Origin of the sequence: Nonomuraea terrae, from assembly GCF_004348995.1 — a bacterium.
In the GTDB taxonomy this organism is placed as follows: domain Bacteria; phylum Actinomycetota; class Actinomycetes; order Streptosporangiales; family Streptosporangiaceae; genus Nonomuraea; species Nonomuraea terrae.
Genome location: NZ_SMKQ01000196.1, coordinates 1 through 17321 on the forward strand (window position 1 = coordinate 1; position 17321 = coordinate 17321).

16 protein-coding genes are annotated in these 17321 nt (G+C 70.5%); 3 read left to right on the forward strand and 13 right to left on the reverse strand.

What is annotated here, in order from left to right:
- Positions 1–187: 187 nt before the first annotated feature.
- The 7 genes from whiA to E1286_RS37865 form a co-directional block, all read right to left on the reverse strand.
- Positions 188–1168, reverse strand: coding sequence for a DNA-binding protein WhiA (whiA, locus tag E1286_RS37835; protein ID WP_132620544.1), 981 nt, complete (start codon positions 1166–1168; stop codon positions 188–190).
- A gap of 71 nt (positions 1169–1239) precedes the next feature.
- Positions 1240–2154, reverse strand: a complete 915-nt coding sequence (locus E1286_RS37840) for a gluconeogenesis factor YvcK family protein (protein WP_281282821.1) — start codon at positions 2152–2154, stop codon at positions 1240–1242.
- A 556-nt stretch (positions 2155–2710) separates the two neighbouring features.
- The gene (gene rapZ, locus E1286_RS37845; protein WP_132620568.1) at positions 2711–3613 is read right to left on the reverse strand and encodes an RNase adapter RapZ; all 903 of its coding nucleotides are present in this window, start codon (positions 3611–3613) and stop codon (positions 2711–2713) included.
- Positions 3614–3788: 175 nt separating this feature from the next.
- Positions 3789–5714, reverse strand: coding sequence for an excinuclease ABC subunit UvrC (gene uvrC, locus E1286_RS37850; RefSeq protein WP_223190818.1), 1926 nt, complete (start codon positions 5712–5714; stop codon positions 3789–3791).
- Positions 5715–5807: 93 nt separating this feature from the next.
- Positions 5808–6272: a Rieske (2Fe-2S) protein gene (locus E1286_RS37855; protein ID WP_246075516.1), complete on the reverse strand. Its 465-nt coding sequence runs from the start codon at positions 6270–6272 to the stop codon at positions 5808–5810.
- Between the two features lie 45 nt (positions 6273–6317).
- Entirely contained in the window at positions 6318–6782 is a 465-nt protein-coding gene (locus E1286_RS37860) for a QcrA and Rieske domain-containing protein (RefSeq protein WP_132620546.1), read from the reverse strand.
- Positions 6783–6886: 104 nt separating this feature from the next.
- The gene (locus E1286_RS37865; RefSeq protein WP_246075517.1) at positions 6887–7291 is read right to left on the reverse strand and encodes a Rieske (2Fe-2S) protein; all 405 of its coding nucleotides are present in this window, start codon (positions 7289–7291) and stop codon (positions 6887–6889) included.
- Between the two features lie 197 nt (positions 7292–7488).
- Here E1286_RS37865 and E1286_RS37870 point away from each other — a divergent pair, with 197 nt between their 5' ends.
- Positions 7489–8259 (forward strand): DUF2306 domain-containing protein, encoded by a 771-nt coding sequence (locus E1286_RS37870; RefSeq protein ID WP_132620548.1) that lies wholly within the window; start codon positions 7489–7491, stop codon positions 8257–8259.
- Positions 8260–8333: 74 nt separating this feature from the next.
- Here the strand turns inward: E1286_RS37870 and uvrA are convergent, their stop codons facing one another.
- Entirely contained in the window at positions 8334–11174 is a 2841-nt protein-coding gene (gene uvrA, locus E1286_RS37875; RefSeq protein WP_132620550.1) for an excinuclease ABC subunit UvrA, read from the reverse strand.
- Positions 11175–11389: 215 nt separating this feature from the next.
- Between uvrA and E1286_RS37880 the strand changes: the two genes are divergently transcribed.
- Positions 11390–12187 carry a maleylpyruvate isomerase family mycothiol-dependent enzyme gene (locus tag E1286_RS37880; RefSeq protein ID WP_132620552.1) on the forward strand — a complete coding sequence of 266 codons (798 nt, stop codon included), beginning with the start codon at positions 11390–11392 and terminating at the stop codon, positions 12185–12187.
- The gene (locus E1286_RS37885; protein ID WP_132620554.1) at positions 12184–12840 is read left to right on the forward strand and encodes an MBL fold metallo-hydrolase; all 657 of its coding nucleotides are present in this window, start codon (positions 12184–12186) and stop codon (positions 12838–12840) included. The genes E1286_RS37880 and E1286_RS37885 overlap by 4 nt, the downstream gene beginning before the upstream one ends.
- A gap of 23 nt (positions 12841–12863) precedes the next feature.
- On the opposite strand, the gene E1286_RS37890 is transcribed toward E1286_RS37885, so the two are convergent.
- The 5 genes from E1286_RS37890 to E1286_RS37910 form a co-directional block, all read right to left on the reverse strand.
- Complete coding sequence (locus E1286_RS37890) at positions 12864–13142, reverse strand: hypothetical protein (protein ID WP_132620556.1); 279 nt, start codon at positions 13140–13142, stop codon at positions 12864–12866.
- Between the two features lie 50 nt (positions 13143–13192).
- Positions 13193–14044, reverse strand: a complete 852-nt coding sequence (gene pssA, locus E1286_RS37895) for a CDP-diacylglycerol--serine O-phosphatidyltransferase (RefSeq protein WP_132620558.1) — start codon at positions 14042–14044, stop codon at positions 13193–13195.
- Entirely contained in the window at positions 14031–14672 is a 642-nt protein-coding gene (locus E1286_RS37900; RefSeq protein WP_187368280.1) for a phosphatidylserine decarboxylase, read from the reverse strand. The genes pssA and E1286_RS37900 overlap by 14 nt, the downstream gene beginning before the upstream one ends.
- A gap of 109 nt (positions 14673–14781) precedes the next feature.
- The gene (locus tag E1286_RS37905; RefSeq protein ID WP_132620562.1) at positions 14782–15765 is read right to left on the reverse strand and encodes a TerC family protein; all 984 of its coding nucleotides are present in this window, start codon (positions 15763–15765) and stop codon (positions 14782–14784) included.
- Between the two features lie 193 nt (positions 15766–15958).
- Positions 15959–17023 (reverse strand): glycosyltransferase family 4 protein, encoded by a 1065-nt coding sequence (locus E1286_RS37910; RefSeq protein ID WP_132620564.1) that lies wholly within the window; start codon positions 17021–17023, stop codon positions 15959–15961.
- Positions 17024–17321: the final 298 nt, after the last annotated feature.

Here is a 17321-nt window from a genome sequence, read left to right on the forward strand (position 1 = left end):
ACCCAGGACTGACGGGACCCTTCGCGCAGCCGGCCTGGAACCGGCGGGAACCCCTGTCGCTCACCCCGTACTCCCCCGGACACGCGCCGACTCCGGCTCCACGGCACCCGCCCCGCGGGCACTCGTCGGCAGAGAGACGCGGGCGAGCGCCGTCCGCTTGACGGCGCTCCCATGCGCCAAGACCGCGTCAGGGGGTGAGCATGTCCACCGTGAGGTTCGCCTCGGTGTTGGGGATGCCCATGTCGGAGGCCCGCTTGTCGGCCATCGCCAGCAGCCGCCGGATCCGCCCCGCGATGGCGTCCTTCGTCAGCGGCGGGTCGGCGATCTGCCCCAGCTCCTCCAGAGACGCCTGCTTGTGCTCGACCCGCAGCCGCCCGGCCACCACGAGGTGCTCAGGCGCCTCGTCCCCGAGGATCTCCAGCGCCCGCTGCACCCGCGCCCCGGCCGCCACCGCGGCCCGCGCCGACCGCCGCAGGTTGGCGTCGTCGAAGTTGGCCAGCCGGTTCGCCGTGGCCCGCACCTCGCGGCGCATGCGCCGCTCCTCCCAGGCCAGCACACTGTCGTGCGCCCCGAGCCGGGTGAGCAGCGCGCTGATCGCGTCACCGTCGCGTACCACGACGCGGTCGACGCCGCGCACCTCGCGCGCCTTGGCGTGGATCTTCAGCCGCCGCGCGGACCCGACCAGCGCCAGCGCCGCCTCCGGCCCCGGGCAGGTGACCTCCAGCGACATGGACCTGCCCGGCTCGGTCAGCGAGCCGTGCGCCAGGAAAGCGCCACGCCAGGCCGCCTCGGCGTCGCAGGCGGCGCCCGCCACGACCTGGCGGGGCAGGCCGCGCACCGGGCGGCCGTGGTTGTCGATGAGACCCGTCTGCCGGGCCAGCGCCTCGCCGTCGCGGTAGACGCGTACGACGTAGCGCGAGCCCTTGCGCAGGCCGGCGGGCGCGAGCACGAGCACTTCCGCCTTGTGCCCGAACACCTCGCCGATGTCCTTGATCAGCCGCCGTGCGGTGGCGTTGGTGTCGAGTTCGGCCTCGATCACGATCCGCCCGCCCACCAGGTGCAGGCCGCTGGCGAACCGCAGCAGCGTAGAAACCTCCGCCTTACGGCAGCACGGCTTGAGCACCGGCAGGCGGCTCAGTTCGTCTTTGACCACACCTGTCATCGCCATGCGATAGTCCTCTCCCCCATTCAGACCGGCTCTCTTGAGTCTCTCGCACCTTCGCGCCACGCCGACCAGGATCAACGCTTCTGGAGGAAAATCTCGTCCAGGACGGAGGCAAGACGTCGTGGGTCATGCCTCGGCGAGCCGTCACCGGCGGCCACATCGGCCATGACGAGCCGGGCGCCGAGCGCGGCGGCCGACTTCTCCAGAGCGCCGGGGTCGTCCACGATCCCGGTGTCGGCGAGCACGACGTCGATCGACAGATCGGGAGCGTGCTGCCCGAGCACCTCCAGATGCTGCTGGGGGGAGAAATCGTCGGTCTCGCCCGGTTGCGGCGCCAGATTGAGCGTGACCAGCCGCTTGGCCTTGGTCGCGTGCAGCGCCCTGGCCAGCTCGGGCACCTTGAGGTGTGGCAGCACGCTGGTGAACCACGACCCGGGCCCGAACACCACCCAGTCCGCCTCCAGCACCGCCGCGACGGCCTCAGGACGCGCGGGCGGGTCCTCGGGCACGAGCGAGATCGCCTGCACCCGTCCCGGTGTCAAAGCGCACGCCACCTGCCCGCGGATGGTCGAGACGACGCCGTCGAGCTCCACCTCGGCCACGATGTCGAGCGGTACGGAGGCCATCGGCAGCACCCTGCCGTGCGCGCCGAGCAGCCGGCCGACCCAGTCGAGCCCTGTCACGGGGTCGCCGAGCAGCTCCCACAACGCCACGATCAGCAGGTTGCCGACCGCGTGCCCGTGCAGCTCGCCCTCGCTGCGGAAGCGGTGCTGGACGACCTCGCTCCAGGTGCTGCCCCACTCGTCGTCGCCGCACAGCGCGGCCAGCGCCATGCGCAGGTCGCCGGGGGGCAGCACGCCGAGCTCGCGGCGCAGCCGGCCGCTGGAGCCGCCGTCGTCGGCCACCGTCACGACCGCGGTCAGGCGGTCGGTGACCATCCGTAATGCCGACAGGGAGGCGTAGAGGCCATGCCCGCCGCCCAGTGCCACGACCTGCGGACCGAACCCGGAGTGTCCGGGTTCAGCACGGCGAATCGCCCGGGCCCCGACCTCTTCCCGCAAAACGCGCTCACCGCTCTCTCATGCGCCCGGTCCCGGTCTGCCCGGGCGGGCGTCTCGTCCATGTCCAGGTCGTGCTCGCGCACGCCCCGCTCACCACTCCCCCGTACGGGGAAGCCACCATCTGCGCCCGGCCCCCAAGGGGATGCGCCACCATAACCGACCGGCCGAACTCCGTTACCCCGCCCAGCGGATCGAGAACCCTCATCGCGCCCACCAGACCGAACTCCAGCCGGTCGGCGATGGACGCGGGGGCCGGCCGAAGGAACGCCGTCAGGGCCCTCATCACCGCCACCAACCGAGCGGATCCCACCGGAGCCGCCACAGCGCCCCACCGGGAGAACCCCTCCGGCCGAGCGGAACTCACTCCGCCCGGCCGAACAGGGTCCGTCACCGTGATGGGCCGGTAGGGGGCCCACGTCGAAGGCGGACGCGACCGGCTCGTCGCCCTGCGGAGGAGGCGAGCCGGCTTCGACGGCACCATCGGTCACTCGCGGCCCACATCCCGGTGGCTGACCTGGACCTCCACCCCGCGATCACGCAACCGAGCGGCGATCTGCTCGGCCATGGCGACACTGCGGTGCTTGCCGCCCGTGCAGCCCACGGCGAGCGTCGCGTAGCTCTTGCCCTCGCGCCCGTATCCGGCGGCGACCACCTGCAGGACCTCCTCGTACGCGTCGAGGAACTCCTTGGCACCCGGCTGCCCGAGGACGTATTCGCTGACGGCCGGGTCGAGCCCGTTCATCGGCCGCAGGTCGGGCACCCAGTGCGGGTTGGGCAGGAAGCGGCAGTCGACCACGAGATCGGCGTCGACCGGCAGGCCGTACTTGAAGCCGAAGGACACGACGTTGAGCCGCAGCCCGGGCCGGTCGTCCCCGCCGAAGTACGTAACGATCTTGTTGCGCAGCTCGTGGACGTTGTGCGTCGAGGTGTCGATCACCAGGTCGGCGTTGGCCCGCACCTCGCGCAGGATGCCGCGCTCACGGGCGATGCCGTCGACCAGCCGCCCCTCGCCCTGCAACGGGTGGGGCCGGCGGACGTTCTCGAACCTGCGCACCAGCTCCTCGTCGCTGGCCTCGAGGAACACCACCCGCACCCGCACGCCGCGGGCTTCGAGCTCCTCGATGGCGGCGTTGAGGTCGGTGGTGAAGGCGAGGCTGCGCACGTCGACGACGGCGGCCACCTTGTCGGCGGCGAGCTTGACCTTGCCCGCCTCCTCGGCCATCGCGAACAGCAGCCCCGGCGGCAGGTTGTCGATGACGAACCAGCCGAGGTCCTCAAGGGCCTTGGCCGCGGTGCTGCGGCCCGCCCCCGACATGCCGGTGACGATGACGAACGCCGTCTCGGTGCGCACGCCCTCACCGGGCTCGGCGCCGGGCCTGGCGCTCATGTCGTCGTCCTGCCCGGGGGCCGGCCCGCCGGCGTGGTCGGCGCTCATCGGCTCACCCCGCCCGACGGCCCGCCCGGCGCGACGGCCCGGCGGCTCTCACGGCTCTCCACGGCGGCGCCGCGTACGGCGCGGCCGCCTGATGCTCCTGCGTGAACACCCTGGCATCCTGACGAGATCAAGGTGACTCTCCCTTCAGCGTCGACACGATGACCTCGGCGATGGACGGGCCGATGCCGGGAACCGCACAGATCTCGGCGGCAGTGGCATCGCGCAGCTTTTTCACGGAGCCGAAGTGTCTGAGCAACGCCTGCCGCCGGGCCGGCCCCAGGCCGGGCACGCCGTCGAGCGCGCTCTCCTTCACCGTCTTGGACCTCTTCGAACGATGGTAGGTGATGGCGAAGCGGTGTGCTTCGTCCCGCACGCGTTGCAGCAGGTAGAGACCCTCGCTTGAACGAGGCATGATCACCGGCTGGTCGTCGCCCGGCAGCCACACCTCCTCCAGCCGCTTGGCCAGCCCGCACACCGCCACGTCGTCGATGCCGAGCTCGTCGAGCGCCCGCTGCGCCGCGGCCGCCTGGGGGCCGGCGCCGTCGACCACGACGAGGTTGGGCGGGTAGGCGAACTTGCGCGGCTTGCCCGTCTCGGGGTCGATGGGGCCGTGGGCGTCGTCGTCGGGCGCGAGCTCGCCGGTCGCCGAGCGTTCCTCCAGGTAGCGGCGGAAGCGGCGGGAGATCACCTCGTGGATCGAGGCGACGTCGCCTTCCTTGGTCTTGACGGCGAAGCGGCGGTATTCGCTCTTGCGCGCCAGGCCGTCCTCGAACACCACCATGGACGCCACGACGTTCTCGCCCTGCAGGTGGGAGACGTCGTAACACTCGATGCGCAGCGGCGCCTGGTCGAGGTCGAGCGCCTCGGCGATCTCCTGCAGCGCCTTGCTGCGGGTGGTCAGGTCGCTGGCGCGGCGGATCTTGTGCTGGGCCAGCGACTCCTTGGCATTGCGCTCGACGGTCTCCATGAGCGCCTTCTTGTCGCCGCGCTGCGGCACGCGTACGTCGACGCGGGCGCGACGCTGCTCGCTGAGCAGCTCGGTCACCGCGTCGCTGTCGGGCGGCAGCGCGGCCACGAGCACCTCACGGGGCATCGCCTCGGGGCTCGCCTCGGCGTACATCTGCAGCAGGAACTGCTCGACCAGCTCGCCCGGCGAGGTCTCCTCGACCTTGTCGACCACCCAGCCGCGCTGGCCGCGGATGCGCCCGCCGCGTACGTAGAAGACCTGGACGGCGGCTTCGAGCGGGTCTTCGGCCAGCGCGATCACGTCGGCGTCGGTGCCTTCGCCGAGCACGACCGCCTGCTTCTCCAGCGCCCGCTGCAGCGCCTGGATGTCGTCGCGCAGCCGGGCGGCCCGCTCGTATTCCTGCTCGGCGGCGGCCTCGCGCATCTCCTTCTCCAGCCGCTTGATGAAGCGGCTGGTGTTGCCCCCCATGAAGTCGCAGAAGTCTTCGGCGAGCGCGCGGTGCTCCTCGGGGGTGACCCGGGCAACGCACGGCGCCGAGCACTTGTCGATGTAGCCCAGCAGGCACGGCCGGCCGATCTGCCCGGCCCGCTTGAAGACCCCGGCGCTGCACGTGCGCACGGGGAAGACGCGCAGCAGCAGGTCGACGGTCTCGCGGATGGCCCAGGCGTGGGAGTAGGGGCCGAAGTAGCGCGTGCCCTTGCGCTTGGCGCCGCGCATGACCTGCACGCGCGGGAAGTCCTCGCCCATGGTGACGGCGAGGTACGGGTAGGACTTGTCGTCGCGGTACTTGACGTTGAAGCGCGGGTCGAACTCCTTGATCCAGGAGTATTCGAGCTGCAGCGCCTCCACCTCGGTGCCGACCACCGTCCAGTCGACGCCGGCGGCCGTGGTGAGCATGGTCTGCGTGCGCGGGTGCAGGGCGGAGAAGTCGGCGAAGTAGGAGTTGAGCCGCTGGCGCAGGCTCTTGGCCTTGCCGACGTAGATCACCCTGCCACCGGCGTCCCTGAACCGGTAGACCCCTGGGGATTCGGGGATCGAACCCGGCTTGGGCCGGAAACTCAAGGTGTTGCCCGCTGATCTCGCCACGTTTCAAGCCTAGTAGCCCGCACCGACAAGGTGGCCCGCCGTACTTTGCGTGAACGTACGGCGGGCATGCCCTGACAGCGTGAGTGCTCCCGCTCAGGCGAGCATGATCTGGTCGCCCTCGACGGTGATCTGCTGAGCCGCCAGCGGCTGCTCGGCCGGGCCGTTCGTCACCGCGCCGTCGGCGATGGCGAACGTGCTGCCGTGGCAGGGGCAGACGATCGCCCCATCCTCGACGCTGCCGACCGCGCAACCCTGGTGGGTGCAGGTGGCGCTGAACGCCTTGAACTCGCCCGCCGCCGGCTGCGTCACCACGATCTTCTGGTCCTTGAAGATCGTGCCGCCGCCGACCGGGATGTCGGCCGTCTTGGCCAGAGCGGTGCCGCCCTGCGGGGCGCTCGACTGCGGCGCCCCGGACTGCGCGGCGCTGGACTCGGTGGCGGGGGCGCTGGCGGCAGGCTGCGCGGTATCGGTGCCGCCGCACGCGGTGACCGCCAGCGCCAGGCCACCGGCTCCGACGCTCGCGATCATCGCCCTGCGGCTCTTCAGGTCTTGTCCCATAAGTCCACCCAAACGCACCCAGGTGAAAAATTCATGAGACGCGTCTCAAGCGAGCCTGATCTTCTCACCGTCCACGGTGATCTGCTTCTCCTCCAGCGGCTCGCTCGCCGGGCCGTTGGCGACGGAACCGTCCTGGATGCTGAACTTGCTGCCGTGGCAGGGGCAGTTGATCGTGCCGTTCGACACGCCGGCGACCGCGCAGCCCTGGTGGGTGCAGGTGGCGCTGAACGCCTTGTACTCGCCCGCCGCCGGCTGCGTCACCACGACGTTCTGGTTCTTGAAGACCTTGCCGCCGCCCTCGGGGATGTCGGAGATGTCGGCCAGCGCCTTGGGCTTGGCACCGCCCTTCTGCTCGGGGGCGCTCTTCTCGGGGGCCGCGGACGCCGGCTCGTCGGCCTGCACGTTCGCGTCCGTCGTCGGCGCGCCGTAGCTCGCGCACGCCGTCAGCACCGCCGCGAGCCCGGCGCCTCCGGCGCCGAACACCACTGTCCGCCGCGTCGTTTCCGTCATGGTGCGTCCTCTCAGATCTGCTCTTGCTGTCAGGTACGGCCAGCGCACTGGCGCCGGTTCAGCCTGTACGAGCCCGATCCGGGAAACTACGCACTATTACCGGTTCAGACCGCCACGATGCCGTCGCCTTCGAGCTTGACCTGGAAGGAGGCCAGCGGGGCGGTGGCCGGGCCCTTGGTGGCCTGGCCGGTGTCGGCGGCGAACTCGCTGCCGTGGCACGCGCACCTGATGACGTTGTCCTTCGGCGTGCTCACCTTGCAACCCTTGTGCGTGCAGCGCGCACTGAACGCCTTGTAGACGCCCTGCGCGGGCTGCGTCACCACGACCTGCAGGTCGTCTACCAGCGTGCCGCCGCCCACGGGCACGTCGGCGGCCTTGGCGATGACCTTGCCCTTGAGGCTCGGCGGCTCCTGCGCCTGCCCCGCGCCGCAGGCGGTGAGCGCCAGCCCGCACGCCGCGACCCCCGCCGCACCCAGCATCTCGCGACGTCCCAACCCGTTGTCGGACATGGCTCCGCCCCGCTCCGTGTCGATCTCCCCTGCCCGCCCTCCGTGTCGCTGTTGACCCCGAGGAGGTGCGGTCGTTACCTGGTCTCAACCTTATTGACGGCAACCCTCGGTCCGGCCATCGGGTGCGGTGCGCGACGTGGCCCCGGCGGTCAGCGCGCGGTAGGTCTCCGGTCAGCGGCGGGCCGCAGGCTGCGCGCATGACACTTTCTACCGCGCCCTCGCCCGCCGGCCCCGCGCGATCGGCCCGTCCCCGGTGGTGGCGGCGTCCCTGGGTGGCGCCGCTGATGGTGGTGGCGGCGGCTTTTCTGGCGTTCTCGCTGCCGCCGTACCTGTCGCTGGATCCGAGTCAGTCGCGCGTGCCCGCCCCTGACTTCTTCCCGCCGCACTTCGTGGTGCTCTCCCTGCACGTGGTGTTCGGGTCGGTGGCGATGGTGACGTGCTGCCTGCAGATCTGGCCGTGGTTCCGTGGCCGCCATCCGCGTGCGCACCGCATCATCGGCCGCGCGTACGTCTTCGGCGGCTGTCTGCCGAGCGGGCTGCTGGGCCTGGTGGCCGGGCTGGCGACGCCGTGGGGCCCGGTCACGATGGTGAGCAACGTGCTGCTGGCGCTGCTCTGGCTGGGCTGCACGCTGGCGGGATGGCGGATGGCCCGGCAGCGCAGGTTCGTCGACCACCGCCGCTGGATGGTGCGCAGCTTCGCCCTGACGATGTCGATCATCACCAACCGGCTCTACGGCGTCCTGTTCACGATCCTGCTGCTGCCGCAGTTCGAGACGACCTTCCACGGCGACGAGGCCCTCATGGGCAGCACCGTGGCGGCACTGTCGGCGTGGCTCGGCTGGGTGCTGCCGCTGCTGGTGGCCGAGTGGTGGCTGGAACGCGGCGACGCCGCCAAACGCCGCCGCCGCGCCACCCGCTCCCCCGTGCCGGCCGCCGCCCGACCGGCCGACACGGCCCTGCGGCCCTGAGCCCGCCGTGGCCCGTCTCCGCTCCACTCCGGCGCGGAGACGGCCACGTGCCCGTCAGAGGCGGCGAGCGGCCGTCACAGGGAGAGGATCTTCCGCAGGAAGCGTCCCGTGTGGCTCTCGTCCACCAGCGCGATCTCCTCCGGCGTGCCGTTGGCGACCAGTGTGCCGCCGCGCGCCCCGCCCTCGGGACCCATGTCGATGACCCAGTCGGCGGTCTTGATGACGTCGAGGTTGTGCTCGATGACGATCACCGTGTTGCCGCCGTCGACCAGCCGCCCCAGCACGCCGAGCAGCCGCCGGATGTCCTCGAAGTGCAGGCCGGTGGTCGGCTCGTCGAGCACGTAGACCGTCCGCCCGGTCTGCCGCCGCTGCAGCTCGGAGGCGAGCTTGACGCGCTGCGCCTCGCCGCCGGACAGCGTCGTGGCCGGCTGCCCGAGGCGTACGTAGCCGAGCCCCACGTCGTGGAGCGTCTGCAGGTGGCGCTTGATCGCGGGGATCGCGTCGAAGAAGCCCAGCGCCTCCTCGATCGGCATGTCGAGCACCTCGGAGATCGTCTTGCCCTTGTAGTGGACCTCCAGCGTCTCCCGGTTGTAACGGGCGCCGTGGCAGACCTCACAGGGGACGTAGACGTCCGGCAGGAAGTTCATCTCGATCTTGATGGTGCCGTCGCCCGCGCACGCCTCGCAGCGCCCGCCCTTGACGTTGAAGCTGAAGCGCCCCGGCTGGTAACCGCGCACCTTCGCCTCTGCCGTGGCCGCGAACAGCTTGCGGACGTGGTCGAAGACCCCGGTGTAGGTGGCCGGGTTGGAGCGCGGGGTGCGGCCGATCGGCGACTGGTCGACGTGGACCACCTTGTCGACCTGGTCCATGCCGTTGATCCGCGAGTGCCGGCCGGGCACCGTGCGGGCGCCGTTGAGCTCCTTGGCCAGCGCGTTGTAGAGGATGTCGTTGACCAGCGTCGACTTGCCCGACCCCGACACGCCCGTGACCGCGGTGAACACGCCCAGCGGGAAGTCGATGTCGACGCCCTTGAGGTTGTGCTGGCGCGCGCCCTTGACGGTGATCTGCCGCTTCTTGTCGCGCTTGCGGCGCTGGGCGGGGATCGGGATGCTCCTGCGCCCGGACAGGTACTGGCCGGTGATGGACTCCTCGCTGGTGAGGAGGTCCTGCACGGTGCCGGAGACGACCACCTGGCCGCCGTGCTCGCCGGCGCCGGGCCCGATGTCGACCACCCAGTCGGCCGCGGCGATGGTGTCTTCGTCGTGCTCGACGACGATCAGCGTGTTGCCCATGTCCCGCAGCCGGACGAGCGTGTCGAGCAGGCGCATGTTGTCGCGCTGGTGCAGGCCGATGGACGGCTCGTCCAGCACGTAGAGGACGCCGACCAGGCCGGAGCCGATCTGCGTGGCCAGCCGGATGCGCTGCGCCTCGCCGCCGGCGAGGGTGGCGGCGGCGCGGTCCATGCTCAGGTAGTCGAGGCCGACGTCGAGCAGGAAGCCCATGCGGGCGTTGATCTCCTTGACCACCTGCTCGGCGATCTGCATGTCGCGGTCGGACAGCTTGAGCGCGGCGAGGAACTTCGCGCACTCGCCGATCGACATGGACGACACCTCGGCGATCGACTTGCCGGCGACCGCCACCGCGAGACTGACCGGCTTGAGCCTGGCCCCCTTACAGGCCGGGCACGGGATCTCGCGCATGTAGCCCTCGAACCGCTCGCGCGCGGAGTCGCTCTCGGCCTCGGCGTGCCGGCGCTGCACCCACGGGATGACGGGGGTGAACGTCGTGTAGTAGGAGCGCCTGCGGCCGAAGCGGTTGCTGTAGCTGACGTGAACCTGCTCGTCGTGGCCGTACAGCAGGGCCTTCTGGGCCTTCTTCGGCAGCTTCTCCCACGGCGTGTCGAGGGTGAACCCGACCGTGTGGCCGAGCGCCTCGACCAGCCTGGTGAAGTATTCGCTGGCGTGGCCACCGGACCACGGGTGGATCGCGCCCTCGGCGAGCGTGCGCTCGGGGTCGGGCACCACCAGCTCGGGATCGACCTCCATCTTCGTGCCCAGGCCCGTGCACTCGGGACAGGCGCCGAACGGCGAGTTGAAGGAGAACGAACGCGGCTCCAGCTCCTCGAACGACAGGTCGTCGTAGGGGCAGTAGAGGTGCTCGGAGTAGAAGCGCTCGCGGTTGGGGTCGTCTTCCGGCAGGTCGACGAACTCGAGCGTGATCGTGCCGCCGGACAGCTGCAACGCCGTCTCGACCGAGTCGTTGAGCCTGCGTCGCGCCGACTCCTTGACCGACAGGCGGTCGACGATGACCTCGATGTCGTGCTTCTCGTACTTCTTCAGCGTCGGCGGCTCCTCCAGCCGGACGACGGTGCCGTCGACCCTGGCCCTGGCGTAGCCCTTGCTCTGCAGCTCACGGAACAGCTCGCCGTATTCGCCCTTGCGGCCCCTGATGACCGGCGCCAGCACCTGGAACCGGGTGCCCTCCTCCAGATCCATCACGCGGTCGACGATCTGCTGCGGCGACTGCCTGGCGATCGGACGGGCGCACACCGGGCAGTGCGGCTTGCCGATGCGCGCCCACAGCAGCCGCAGGTAGTCGTAGACCTCCGTGATCGTGCCGACGGTGGAGCGCGGGTTCTTGCTGGTGGACTTCTGGTCGATGGACACGGCCGGCGACAGGCCCTCGATGAAGTCGACGTCGGGCTTGTCCATCTGGCCGAGGAACTGGCGGGCGTACGCCGACAGCGACTCGACGTAGCGCCGCTGCCCCTCAGCGAAGATCGTGTCGAAGGCCAGACTCGACTTGCCCGAGCCGGACAGGCCGGTGAAGACGATCAGCGAGTCTCGCGGCAGGTCGAGCGAGACGTCCTTGAGGTTGTGTTCTCGTGCACCACGCACGATCAGGCGGTCTGCCACGGCGATCCCGGAAGTCGAAAGGCGGATAGGTCCACGGGGATGGTAGACGGGGGCTCCGACAGTTTCGGGCCGGCGCCGACTCCGTCCGCCGAGAACCTGTCCCTCTCAGGGTACGGCCATCTCCCGCCGTGCCAGGAGCCCTTCAACGTTCAACCTCCTGACCTGGGGTTTTATGCCCCTAGGCCAATTCACCTTAAACGATGAAATATCGAGGTATGACCGTTTTGCCGAGGCTCCAGGGCGAGCTGACCCGCGCCACGAACCGGTTTCTGGCCACGGCCGCCGCCCTCTCCGACACCGACCTCACAGCCCCGTCCCTCATGCCCGGCTGGACCAGGGGGCACGTCCTCGCCCACGTCGCCGGCACCACCGATTCCCACCTGAACCTCCTCACCTGGGCGAGGACCGGCGTCCGCACCCCCCAGTACGCCTCGTACGCGGCCCGCGCCGCCGAGATCGAGGCCGGATCCACCCGATCCGCCTCCCAGCACCTGGCCGCGCTGGAGGACGGCGCCGCCCGCCTGGCCACCGCCGTCCGCGACCTGCCCGAGCACGCCTGGTCCGCGCAGGTGGAGGGCATGCGCCCACCACCCCATCCCGCCTGGTACGTCCTCGTACGCCGCCTACGAGAGATCGGCTTGCACCACGTGGACCTGGCCGCCGGGTACGGTCCCGCGGACTGGCCGCAGGCGTTCGTGCGCCGGGAGCTGCACGACTGCCGCAGGTCGTGGCCCCGGGAACGCAGCACGGTGAGCGAGGTCGTGCTCATGGGCGGCGGCCGGGAGGCCGAGCGGTGGCGCGACCTCGGCCCCGGCCCGGCGGTCGCCGGCACGCCCGCCGACATGCTGGCCTGGCTCACCGGCCGCTCCGGTGGCGAGGGGGTTAGGCTGGTACCAGTGGGGCGATCGTGCACACCGGGCCCCGGGGGCGCACGCCTTCCAGAGCCGCCACCGTGGCTGACGATGCCGGCCCCCGCTGATCTGCCCGCGACGCCCCCAGAGGACTACCCATGACGTACACAGGTGACGTCCAGGTCGGCGGTCCCGCCGACGTGCGTGAGCTGCCGGCTCTGACGATCTGCAAGCTCGCCGTCGGCCCGTTCGACAACAACGCCTATCTGCTGCGCTGTACCGCCACCGGTGAGGGCCTGCTCATCGACGCCGCGGCCGAGGCCGACCGTCTGCTCGCGCTCATCGCCGACCAGGCGGTCCGCTCGATCGCCACCACCCACCAGCACGGCGACCACTGGCAGGCGCTGGAGCAGGTCGCCAAGGTCACGGGGGCCGAGGTGATCGCCCACCCGCTCGACGCCCCCGCGCTGCCGGTGCCGGTCGCCCACCCGGTCGAGCACGGCGACACGATCAGCGTCGGCGAGGTGAGCCTGGAGGTCATCCACCTGCGGGGCCACACGCCGGGCTCGATCGCCCTGCTGTACGACGGCGGGCCGGCGGGCCTCCACCTGTTCACCGGCGACTCCCTGTTCCCGGGCGGCGTCGGCAACACGCAGAAGGACGCCGAGCGCTTCACCCAGCTCTACACCGACGTGGTGGAGCGGATCTTCGACCGCCTGCCCGACGAGACCTGGGTCTACCCGGGCCATGGCAAGGACACCACCCTGGGCGCCGAGCGCCCGGCCCTTCCGGAGTGGAAGGCCCGGGGCTGGTAGAAACCGCAGCGCCCGCCGGGCGATCACCGGCGGGCGGTCAGCACGTGCACGATGCGCTCGGCCGCGAGGGCGGGGTCGTCGGCCGGTCCGACCGGGTCACCCCATGACCACCGGTAGTACCACCCCTCGGCGAGCGGCGCGCAGTCGATCGTCTCGGCGAGCATGATCGTGCCGTCCGGATCGCTGATGCGCAACGCGGGCGGATACGGCCGCAATGCGGCCGTCAGCCCGCGCTGCTCCAGCTCGGCGGCCAGTTTGCCGAGGTAGTACGTGCGCGTGTGCTCGCGCGGCGTAGCTGACATGGATCCATCAAAGCCGAAATATGCCGAAAAATCCCGCCGTCAGTGCGCTGTCAGTTGCTGACGTGCTCCACGCCCTCGGCCTCACGGCGCTTGTTGTACTGGCGCTGCTCACGCTTGTAGAAGAGCATCCGCAGCGGAATCGCCGCCACCAGCGCGATCTGCATGGTCGCCCCGATCTTGATCGGCAGGTCGCCGCCTTCGGGCCAGGCCACCCAGAAAGTGAGGAAGGCCACATTGACCATGATCCACCCGAGGACGACCGCCGCGAGCTGCCCCTTGGGCTTCGGGTACTCGATGCGGCTGACCATCAGCCAGGCCACGCCCAGCACGCCCACCAGGGCCCAGATGCTCGGCTGGAACAGCAGCACGATCGAGATCACGCTCATGGCGCCCATCGGAATGGGCAGCCCCATGAAGTCGCCGCTCTTGGTCTTGACGCAGGCGAACCTGGCCAGGCGCACGACACCGGCCACCAGCACGGCCGCCGCCGCGACGAGCACCGCCGCGAAGGGGACCCTGTCGCTGAAGCCCATGCCCCAGATCACGACCATGAAGGCCGGCGCGAACCCGAAGCTGATGACGTCGGCCAGATTGTCGAGCTCGGCGCCCATCGCGGAAGCGCGGAAGCGCCGGGCCACGAGGCCGTCGAACAGGTCGCACGTGGCGCCGATCAGCAGCAGCACGATGGCGGTGGCGAAGTAGCTCGGGTCCGGTGTGAACCGACCGGGCGCGACCTGGAGCTGCTGGATCGCGGAGTAGGCCAGGACGCACACCGCGAGGAAGCCGCAGACGGCGTTGCCCAGCGAGAGCGAGTCGGCGGCCGACAGGCGGAACGCCTTGCCGACGGGCCCACGAGGCTCTTCGTTCTCCGCCTGCCAGCTGCCGGCGTCAGCCGTGGTCAATTCTGGTCACCCCCGCAACCGTCTTCTCCCCCACGGACACCGCAGGAGAGATGCCTTCGGGAAGGTAGATGTCGACCCGCGAACCGAACCGGATGAGCCCGATGCGCTCGGCCTGCGCGACCTTCACGCCCGCGTTCACGTACGGCACGATCCTGCGCGCCACGGCGCCCGCGATCTGCACCATCTCGATGTCGCCCAGCGCGGTCTCGAAATGCCACACCACGCGCTCGTTCTGGTCGCTGTCCTTGTTGAACGCCGGCAGGAACCCACCTGCCACATGCTGCACGGAGGTGACATTTCCCGCAAGAGGGGCACGGTTGACGTGCACGTTCAGCGGGCTCATGAAGATGGCGATCCTGGTGCGCCCGTCCGGCCACGGATCGATGCTCTGCACCACGCCGTCGGCGGGAGACAGGATGCGCCCCTCGCCCGCCGTGCGGTCGGGGTCGCGGAAGAACCAGAGCATGGCCCCGGTGAGCGCGCTCAGCGGCACCGCCGCGAGCGCCCATCGACGGTCTCGGCGCGTCAGCAGCGCGGTGGCGACCGTCGTGGCCGCCGTCGGGAGGAGCCACGGGGAGACCCCCCGTGCGAGCCTGATGCGGCTCGGCTTGGCAGAATCGTCTGACACGTACAACCTTATGGTGGTGACTGGACTAGGCGCTTTGCCGCGCTGTTACGGAACCAGTAACTATTACACGGCCTAACTACACAAGCAAAGCGCCCTGAGGTCCATTTCGCTAGACCTGTTCCGGTTGCGTCTCCTCGCCCTTGCGCATGTCGATGCGGGCTTTGATCAGGCTGGCCACGGTGGTGATGACCATGGTGGCGCCGATGACCGAGAGCGACACCCAGATGGGAATGGCGGGCGCCCAGGAGACATGGCTGGCATGCAACGCCTCCAATACGAGCTTAACCCCGATGAACCCCAGGATGAACGCCAAACCATAGCTGATGTAGACCAGTCGCTGCAGCAGACCGCCCAGCAGGAAGTAGAGCTGACGCAGTCCCATCAGGGCGAACGCGTTGGCGGTGAAGACGATGAACGGGTCCTTCGTCAGGCCGAAGATCGCCGGAATCGAGTCGAGCGCGAACAGCAGGTCGGTGCTGCCGATGGCGACCATCACGATGAGCATCGGCGTGACCATGCGCTTGCCGTCGACCTTGACGGTGACCTTGGAGCCGACGTAGCCGTCGGTGGTGGGGAAGGCCCTGCGCACCCAGCGCAGCACGATGTTCTCGTTGAACTCCTCGTCATCGCCCTTGAGATGGTCGCGGACGATGGTGATCGCCGTGTAGACGAGGAACGCACCGAAAACGTAGAACAGCCAGCTGAACCGCTCGAGCGCGGCGGCGCCCAGCGCGATGAAGATGCCTCGCATCACGAGCGCGAGCAGGATGCCGACGAGCAACACCTTGTGCTGGTAGGCCCGCGGGACCGCGAACCGGCTCATGATGATGAGGAAGACGAAGAGGTTGTCGATACTGAGGCTGTATTCGGTGATGTAGCCGGCGAAGAACTCTCCGGCCTTCACACCCCCGACCGTCATCCACAACACCACTCCGAACGCCACGGCGAGTATGACGTAGAACGTCACCCAGTAACTCGCCTGACGCATGGAGAATTCTCGGGCTTCGCCTCGGTCGACGATCCACAGGTCGATCGCGAGGACAAGGAGGAGACCGCCGATGACGACGATCCAGGCCCACAAAGGTTCGTTCACTCAACCCTCCGGCATGCGCGGTTCATAGCCGGAGGTCTCTCCCGCCCGCGAGAAGCGGCGAGCCGGCAGCCCCGGGGGCCCCATGGGGCGGGGCTGCACCGTGATGACGAGGCTGTCGCGAAGGGATACTCCCCTCCCTAACCCCGGCAGTATATGAGAACGCATCGACCCCACCTAACCGCCGGGTGGCGCGCTACCGCTGATAAACCGCGAGCACGCTCTCCACGACGTCGTCGCCGCCGGGCATCTCCCGGCCCCGCCGCGCCGCCGCCGCGGCCAGTCTTTCCGTGGTCGCGGCGTCCGTCAGCAGCGTCCGTACGGCCGCGCGGAACCCTTCGGCGTCGCCGTACGGCACCAGAATTCCAGCATCTGCCAAGATTTCCGGAATGCCGCCCACGTCGGAGGCGATGGCCGGCGTACCGGTCATGAGGGCCTCCCGCAGGGTGAGCGGCTGTCCCTCCCACCGGCTCGGCATCACCAGCGCGACAGCGGCCCCGAGCAGGTCGGGCACGTCGTCGCGGTTGCCCAGGAGCGTGACGGGAAGTCGTTCGGCGTCGATGCGGCGCCGCAACCCCTCGCGCAGCGGCCCCTCTCCCGCGACCGCGAACAGCGGCGCGCCGGCGGGCCCGCCCGGCCATGGCCCGGCCGCGACGTCGAGCAGCGTCTCCAGCCCCTTCTGCTGGGCCAGCCGGGCGACGGTCAGCAGGAGGGGGCGCTCCCCGGCGCCCAGGTCGTCCTTGACCTCCTGAGGCGTGCGCTTGGCCGGCGGCGGCGCCTGCGCGGCCACCAGCGCGGCGCGCACGTCACGGGCGCCGAGCCGGGTCATCCGCTCGCCGAGGTCGGGTGAGACGACCAGCACGCGCCCGGCCCGCCGGGCCACGATCCGCTCCAGCACGCCGTAGACGAATCCCACGAAACCGCCCGCCGTCAGCGCGTTGTGCAGCGTCACCACCGGCCCGCGGCGCCCGAGCGCGGTCAGCGCCCCGGCGCGCAACCCGTGGGCGTGCACGACGTCGGCGTCACGCGTCAGCCGCCGGATGGCCAGCACCGCGCGCAGGTCGCCGAGGGGCTGCGGCCGGTCGGACACGGCCACCTCGGCGAAGACCGCCCCCGCCGCCTCGAACCGGAACCGCTCCTCCACGCTGCGCGGCCCCGCCACGACCACCCGATGTCCGCGCCGTAGGAGCCCCTCGACCAGCATCAGCACATGCCGCCCCGTCCCACCGGACGTCGTCCCCAGCACAAAGGCCACCCGCACAACCCACTCCTTCCTCAGCCGGCCGCTCGGGGCCCGCACACCGTCCACCCGACCCCTCGGGGCCGTACACCGGCCACCCGGCCGCTCGCGCCGCACACCGACCACCGGGCGCTTGCGACACCGGCCAGCCGGCCGGTCGCTCGGGGCGCACACCGTTCAGCCGGAGCCGCCGCGGCGCAGCAGCGCGGTAAGCGCGCCCGCGTCGGGACGGTCGGCCAGCGCCACCACCGCGGCCCCCACGCCCAGCGCCACGACGGCGGCCAGGACGGTCGCGCCCGCGCTGGGCCACACCCCGCTC

What these genes read in the sequence shown, in the direction of transcription:
- whiA (WP_132620544.1), bottom strand. Translation starts at nt 1,168, where the DNA reads ATGGCGATGACAGGTGTGGTCAAAGACGAACTGAGCCGCCTGCCGGTG.
- rapZ (WP_132620568.1), bottom strand. Translation starts at nt 3,613, where the DNA reads ATGAGCGCCAGGCCCGGCGCCGAGCCCGGTGAGGGCGTGCGCACCGAG.
- E1286_RS37855 (WP_246075516.1), bottom strand. Translation starts at nt 6,272, where the DNA reads ATGGGACAAGACCTGAAGAGCCGCAGGGCGATGATCGCGAGCGTCGGA.
- E1286_RS37860 (WP_132620546.1), bottom strand. Translation starts at nt 6,782, where the DNA reads ATGACGGAAACGACGCGGCGGACAGTGGTGTTCGGCGCCGGAGGCGCC.
- E1286_RS37865 (WP_246075517.1), bottom strand. Translation starts at nt 7,291, where the DNA reads ATGTCCGACAACGGGTTGGGACGTCGCGAGATGCTGGGTGCGGCGGGG.
- E1286_RS37870 (WP_132620548.1), top strand. Translation starts at nt 7,489, where the DNA reads ATGACACTTTCTACCGCGCCCTCGCCCGCCGGCCCCGCGCGATCGGCC.
- E1286_RS37880 (WP_132620552.1), top strand. Translation starts at nt 11,390, where the DNA reads ATGACCGTTTTGCCGAGGCTCCAGGGCGAGCTGACCCGCGCCACGAAC.
- E1286_RS37885 (WP_132620554.1), top strand. Translation starts at nt 12,184, where the DNA reads ATGACGTACACAGGTGACGTCCAGGTCGGCGGTCCCGCCGACGTGCGT.
- E1286_RS37890 (WP_132620556.1), bottom strand. Translation starts at nt 13,142, where the DNA reads ATGTCAGCTACGCCGCGCGAGCACACGCGCACGTACTACCTCGGCAAA.